This is a genomic window from Pseudomonas viridiflava, from assembly GCF_001642795.1.
Taxonomy (GTDB): Bacteria; Pseudomonadota; Gammaproteobacteria; order Pseudomonadales; family Pseudomonadaceae; genus Aquipseudomonas; species Aquipseudomonas viridiflava.
Window position 1 is genome coordinate 100123 of sequence record NZ_LKEH01000020.1, and the last position, 7142, is coordinate 107264.

3 protein-coding genes are annotated in these 7142 nt (G+C 61.2%); 2 read left to right on the top strand and 1 reads right to left on the bottom strand.

The features are described 5' to 3' along the window. Positions 1 to 327: 327 nt before the first annotated feature. Both AO065_RS08025 and AO065_RS08030 read left to right on the top strand, forming a co-directional pair. A complete protein-coding gene (locus AO065_RS08025; RefSeq protein WP_004888049.1) occupies positions 328 to 2574 on the top strand; it encodes a TonB-dependent siderophore receptor in 2247 nt (748 codons plus the stop codon). A 320-nt stretch (positions 2575 to 2894) separates the two neighbouring features. Then, positions 2895 to 5324, top strand: a complete 2430-nt coding sequence (locus AO065_RS08030) for a TonB-dependent siderophore receptor (protein ID WP_032652517.1) — start codon at positions 2895 to 2897, stop codon at positions 5322 to 5324. Between the two features lie 147 nt (positions 5325 to 5471). Here AO065_RS08030 and AO065_RS08035 read toward each other — a convergent pair. Next, positions 5472 to 7142, bottom strand: a 1671-nt coding sequence (locus AO065_RS08035) for a thioesterase domain-containing protein (RefSeq protein WP_155737746.1), incomplete at its 5' end; no start/stop codon positions are given.

The following is a 7142-nucleotide window of genomic DNA, read 5'->3' on the forward strand; positions in this document are numbered from 1 at the left end:
ATCATCAGTGTTTGACAGACTTGTGTACAACCATGAGAGCCCCCGCCCGGCCTGTCCGCGAGCGGGGCTTTTTGGTTCTGCAGGCCACCTGCACATGAGCGTTACTAGCCATCCGCCATCTATTTTTCGCGCAATGTGAAAAATTCATTAAATAACAGTGATTCGCTTTCGTTCTCATTTACAGCAACGGTGCGCATGACTGCTTTCCCGCCCCGATTGCCCATAAAAAAGTTGCTCACGACTGCGCGAATGGCTGGCTGGACCAGACCGCGCAGATCTGATCGACGCTATCTGCCCTCTGCCGATACTTACTAAAAGAGCCACGTCATGCACAACCCGTCACGACTCACCCCGCTCAGCAAAGCTTTGCTGCTCCGCCCGATGTTCACTTCCCGACCATCCATGGCAGCCATGGGTTTCGCGCTTTGCATGCCGCTGGCTGCGCAGGTTCAGGCAGAGGAAGCCGCTGCGGAAGGGTCCGCCACCGCAGGCACGGTGACACTGGCCCCGACTGCCATCGACTCCAAATCGCTGGGCACCACCACCGACGGGACCGGTTCCTACACCACCGGCGCCGTGAGCATTGGCAAGGGCGCGCCGCAGTCATTGCGCGAAACGCCGCAATCGGTCAGCGTCGTGACCCGTCAGGTGATGGACGACAACAACCTGAACAGCCTCAGCGACGTTCTGGAAGACACGCCCGGCATGAGCTTCCAGTACCGCAACTTCGGCGGTCACGTGTACACCTCACGCGGTTTCTCGCTGCTGGCGGAGAGCTTTCTGGTCGATGGCATCGGCGGTCAGGGCTATCAGATCACTGGCTGGATGCAGCCGGATATGGCTATCTATGACCGTGTCGAAGTATTGCGCGGCGCGTCCGGTCTGCTGGTCGGCGCAGGCCAGCCAGGCGGCGCAGTGAACCTGGTGCGCAAGCGCCCGACCGCCGAGAACAAGTTTTCGATCACCACCCGCGCCGGTTCCTGGGATCAGTACCGGGTCGATCTGGACGGTAGCGGCAAGCTCAACGATTCGGGCACCCTGCGTGGCCGTATGGTCGCCGCCTATGACGACAGCGGCTCCTATCTGGATGGCCGCGACAGCCGCACGCCGCTGCTGTACGGCATTGTCGAAGCCGACGTGACCGACGACACCACGCTGACCATGAGCCTGCGTCGTCAGGAACAGGTCATCAACGGCTATTCCATCTATGGCCTGCCGCGCTACAGCAACGGCCAGTCGCTGGGCCTGTCGCGCTCGACCAACCTGGCGCAGGACTGGAACCGCCTCGAAAGCGACATGACCGAGGTCTTCACCGAAATCGAACACCGCTTCAACGATGACTGGAGAAGCCGGACCTCATTGACCTATTCCCAGGGTGGGTTTGATCAGGCGATTGCGTATGCACGCGGCGCGGTGAACCCGACCACACTGGCAGGCTCGACCTTCCAGAACACGCTGTTCCGTAAGGACGAAGTCAACAGCACCGGCCTGAACAGCCAGCTGGAGGGCAACTTCAACGCGTTCGGCCTGAACCATCAGTTGACCCTGGGTGCCGACTGGTCCAGACAGAAATCCAACACCAAACAGGCGCAGGTCAGAACGGCTTCGCCCATCAACATTTTCAACGTCAACCAGAACGCTTTCGCCAAGCCGGTGCGTCCGGCCTGGGGCAACGACATCGACATGACCGAAGAGCGCGCGGGCCTTTACGCCAACGCGCGCATTCACTTGAGCGAACCATTGAGCGTAGTGCTCGGCAGCCGTTTGAGCTGGTATGACTATAAGTACGATGTAAAAACCGGCGCAGCCAACAGCTATGAATCCAAGCAGACGCAGGAATTCACCCCGTTCGCCGGTCTGATCTACGACATCAACGACAACTGGTCGTGGTACGCCAGTTACGCCGATATCTTCACGCCGCAAGCCGATTTCGTCGACGTGGCTGGCTCGCCACTGGATCCGGCCATCGGTTCCAACTACGAGACCGGCTTCAAGGGCGAGTTGTTCGACAAGCGCTTGAACCTGTCGATGGCGCTGTTCTACATCAAGCAGAAGGACGTTGCCGCGGTTGACCTGTCTGCCGACGCCGCTTCCGTGTTCTGCCCGACCAGCTCGGACGGTTCGTGCTATGTGCAGGACGGCATCAAGCGCAGCAAGGGCGTGGAACTCGAAGCCAGCGGCGAAGTGCTGCCGGGCCTGCAGGTGTTCGGCGGTTATACCTACAACATGCTGCGTAACAATGGCGACGCGGAAGTCGCCTACGAAACGCCGAAACACATGCTGCGCCTCAACACCAGCTACAACCTGCCGGGCGCCTGGAATCGCCTGACCCTGGGTGCCGGTGTGTCGGCGGATTCGGGTTACGAAGTGCCTTCCAACGACCAGTTGGGTGTTTCAGGTCGCGCGATCTGGGATGCGCGTGCCTCCTGGAAGCTGGACGAAAACTGGCGTGTTTCGCTCAATGCCGAGAACCTGTTCGACCGTAAGTACTATTCCACTGCCGTGGCCACCGACCGTTCCAACGTGTACGGCGAGCCGCGCAGTTACGTCCTGACCTTGCGCGGAGATTTCTGATCCACCGTCAGATTCACGGATAACGGCAACAGCCACAAGGCCAAGGGGAAACCCTTGGCTTTTTGTGCTTTCGCGGTGCCGACATCGAAGGTGTCTGCCCGATGCTGGAAACAGCCTGAAGAACACGGTCTTGTGGGAGGCGACTTGCCGGCGATGAACGATAACGTGGTCCGCCTGCGACACCGCGCTGGCTGCATCGCCGGCAAGCCGCCTCCCTCAGACTGATAAGTCAAAAACAATGAGCCTGCTGACGAAGACTGACACCCGACCGACGACAAATACACTATCCTGCACGCGCGTACCAAAAGAGCCTTCCTGCTATGCCACCACCCTTAAGACGCTGCCACTCGGGACGCGTAAAACCCTTCGACAAAAGCCCGAAATCCGGGTTGATGTTGAGGGGGCTGGGTCTGGTGTTTTCGCTGTTGCTTCAGGGCCAGGCGATGGCCGAGGAGCTGGACTTCGACATTCCCGCCCAGCCCTTGAGCAGCGCCTTGAAAGAACTGGCGCGCCAGGGCGATCTGCAAGTGCTGTACAACCCGGATGATGTGCGTGGCAAGACCGGCGGTGTGGTGCGCGGCAAGCTCACGCCCGAGCAGGCTGTCACGGATCTGCTGCGCAAGGCTGGAGTGGCGCATACCTTCGAAGCCAACACCCTGACGCTCGGCCGCACGCCGCTTCTGCCGCCTGTGACGCTAAAACCGGTGGCGATTCAGGCACAGCAGTTTGGCGTCACCACCGAGGGTAGCGGCTCTTACACCACCGCCGCCGTGAGCCTCAACAAGACACCTCAGTCACTGCGTGACACACCGCAATCCGTGACGGTGATGACCCGCCAGTTGATGGACGACAAGAACCTGACCGGGCTTGATGAGGTGATGGCGCAAACGCCGGGCATTACCTTCTCGCAACGCAACTTCGGCTCCCACGTCTACAGCTCGCGGGGCTTCGCCATGGAGGACGAAAGCTACACCATCGATGGTGTTTCCGGGCAGGGCTACAGCGTGACCGGCTGGATGACGCCGGACATGGCCATCTACGATCGTGTCGAAGTATTGCGCGGCGCGGCGGGCCTGCTGATCGGCGCAGGTAATCCGGGCGGAGCGGTCAATCTGGTAAGCAAGCGTCCGACGGCCGTTCCTCAATTCTCGGTGACCACCCGCGCAGGCAGTTGGGACAATTATCGCGTCGATCTGGATGGCAGCAGTCGCCTCAATGACTCGGGCAGTGTGCGCGGTCGCTTCGTGGCTTCATATGAAGATCGGGGCTACTTCATCGATGTGCTGCACAAGACCGCCCCGCTGCTCTATGGGATTCTGGAAAGTGACCTGAGCGAGGACACCACGCTGACCCTCGGGATCCGCCATCAGCGTGCGGACACTGACGGCTTCTCGATATTCGGCCTGCCGCGCTACAGCGACGGCCGGGCGCTCGATGTGTCGCGCTCGACCTCGCTGGCTCAATCCTGGAACCGTCACGAGACGCAGACTGATGAAGTCTTCAGCGAACTGGAACACCGTTTTGACGACGACTGGACGGCGAAGCTGTCGGCGACGCATTCCAAGGGGTCGTTCGAACAGCACGTCGCCTACGCCCAGGGCGCCATCGACCCGCAAACGCAGGCGGGCTCTCGGCTGGTCAAGACCCTGTTCCGTTCGGACGATCTGCAAAGCGATGGCCTGGACACCCATCTGGACGGCCGCTTCGAGGGGTTCGGGCTGACTCATCAGTTGACGCTGGGCGCCAACTGGTCGGAGCAGAAACGCGACTCACGCTACGCCACCGTGACTACGGTTCGTGCGGTCGATGTGTTCAACGTCGACCACGACGCAATTACCGAACCCGCGCGCCCGGCCTGGAGCAGCACCGACTTCAGCGACAAGCGCTACGGCGTCTACAGCAATCTACGGCTGGGCCTGACCGAATCACTGAGTCTGGTCATGGGCGGCCGTGTGAGCGGGTATGACTATCAGACCCAATCGGCCGGGTTGACGACCCGCGCCCGACAGGACAACGAAGTCACGCCCTTTCTCGGTGTGATCTACGACCTGTCCCCGGACTGGTCGTGGTACGCCAGCTACACCGATATTTTCCTGCCGCAGAGCGGCTATCGCACGGCGGGCGGCGCCCTGCTCGATCCGGCCATCGGCGCCAGTCACGAAACCGGGATCAAGGGCGAACTGTTCGACAAACGCCTGAACGTCTCCTTTGCGGTGTTTTACGTGAAACAGAAAGACGTGGCGGTCGAGGACGATGCCCATGTCGGCGAGTGCCTGATGAACGACGCTTACGGGACCTGCTACCTGAACGGCGAGATACGACGCAGCAAGGGTTTCGAGATGGAAGTCAGCGGCGAGTTGCTGCCGGGATTGCAGACGCTGGCGGGCTATACCTTCAACCTCACCCGCGGCAGTGACGGCCAGTCCATTTCTGCCGAGACTCCGCGGCACATGGCACGCATCAGCAGCAATTACACCCTGCCCGGCGCCTGGAGGCGGCTGTCCGTTGGCGCTGGCGTTTCAGCCCAGAGCGGCTACCGGGAAACCGAATCGACCCAGGTCATCGAAAACCCCGGTCGGGCGATCTGGGATGCCCGCGTGTCGTGGAAGGTCGACGAGCACTGGTCCATCGCGCTGAACGGCAACAACCTGCTCGACCGCAAGTATTACAAGGCTACTGGCGACATCGACCGGGGCAACTATTACGGCGATCCACGCAATTACGTCCTGACCGTGCGAGGGGATTTCTGATGTTGCACGTTGCCGACTCGCGCTGATCGTTTTCTACAGAATCTCCGAGTCATAAGATCCATCGGGACGCAAAGAGTCCCGGGCTGCATGCCCTCGCGGAGCACTCATCGTCGCTGATCGTTCCTACGCTCCGCGTGGGAATGCCGCTCAGGACGCTCCGCGTCCGGGGGCACTCAGCCGCGCCACCAAGCCATCCAGAAACGCATCGGCAATCACCACGTTGTCGTGACGCTGATCAACCACGCTTGAACTCGCCAGCCCGTTTACCGAGCACTGTTCGAGCAATACCCGCTCAGCCTTGGCGATCTGGTCGGGCTGGCGGCTTTGTCCGGCCCACCAGCAATCGACGTTGACGTTCAACCGTTTCAGGGTGAAGGCTTCGCTCAGGCGGGCGTTGGCGTCGAGCAGGCGGTAGCCGGTTTCGATTTCGTCCTGCACGGCGATGTCCTGGAACACGCTGCGCAGGCTGTCGGCACTCATCCCGGCGTCGCGTGCAACCTGATCGACCACCCGATCAATCACCTCGCTTTCGCTTGAAACCGACTGCCGTGCCGTTTCGATCAACTGGACAATGGCCTCTTCCTGCAAGCCCGGAACAAAGGCCTGAAGACTCTTGATCAGGCTGCGGTAGTAGTTCTCGTCCTGCTTCTGGCGCGTGACGTCCGGCGCTTCCTCAACCCACTCAATGCCGACGGAAACGGGCAGCTGGGTATCCACCAGCCCCACGAACTCAACGATTTCGCCTGCGCTTTCCAAACGATGGGCGATGTCGATGGCCAGTGCGCCGCCCATCGACCAGCCCAGCAGGCTGTAAGGCCCGACCGGCTGGGTGTTGCGAATCTGCTCGACGTAGTAATCGACCATCTCTGCCCATGACGTATCGAACCAGCCCGGCACCACGTAGGCCTTGTTGACCAGCCCGTATACCAGGCGGTGGTCATTCAGCTTCCCGGCCAGCGGATAATAGGAATACGTACCGCCGCCGCCCGGCGGCAGGCAGAACACCGGCGTGCGGGTCGAGCCACTGGCGTTCATGGCAATGACTGCCGATTTGACCTTCGCCTCGCCAGCACGCATGAAATCGGCCAGTTCGCCCAGGGTCTGCATCAGCAGGAAATCATGCAGCTTGATCGACACATCGAAGGTTTCACGAATCCGCCCGGCCAGTGAAACCGCCAGCAGCGAGTGTCCGCCCAAGGCAAAGAAGTTGTCGTTCAATCCAACCTGTTCGACCTGCAACACCTGTTCCCAAAGTGCAGCCAGACGTTGTTCGAACTCGCTACGCGGCGCCACGTAACCCTGCGCACGGCCTGCTTCAGGCTTGGGCAGAGCGCGGCGGTCCAGCTTGCCGTTGGCGGTCAGCGGCATGGCGTCGAGCAGCACGAAATGCGCGGGCACCATGTAATCCGGCAGGTGGGACTTGAGCTGCGATTTCAGGGCCTCACGCAAGCCCTCTGATCCCTGATCCGCATCGTTCGGCACCAGATAGGCCACCAGTTGCTTGCCGGTCGGTCCGTCGATGTCGATCACGCTGGCTTCACGCACGGCCGAGTGTTCAAGCAGCCGCGCTTCGATTTCACCCAGTTCGATGCGCAACCCGCGAATCTTCACCTGATGGTCGATACGCCCGGCGTATTCGATCACGCCTTCATGGCGGTAGCGCGCCAGATCCCCGGTGCGATACAGACGACCACCGCCCTGCTCGTCGAAAGGGTCCGGCACAAAGCGTTCGGCCGTCAGCGCGGCGCGGTTGTGATAACCCCGCGCCAGCCCGACGCCGCCCAGGTACAGCTCCGCCGCCACGCCGGGTGCGGCCGG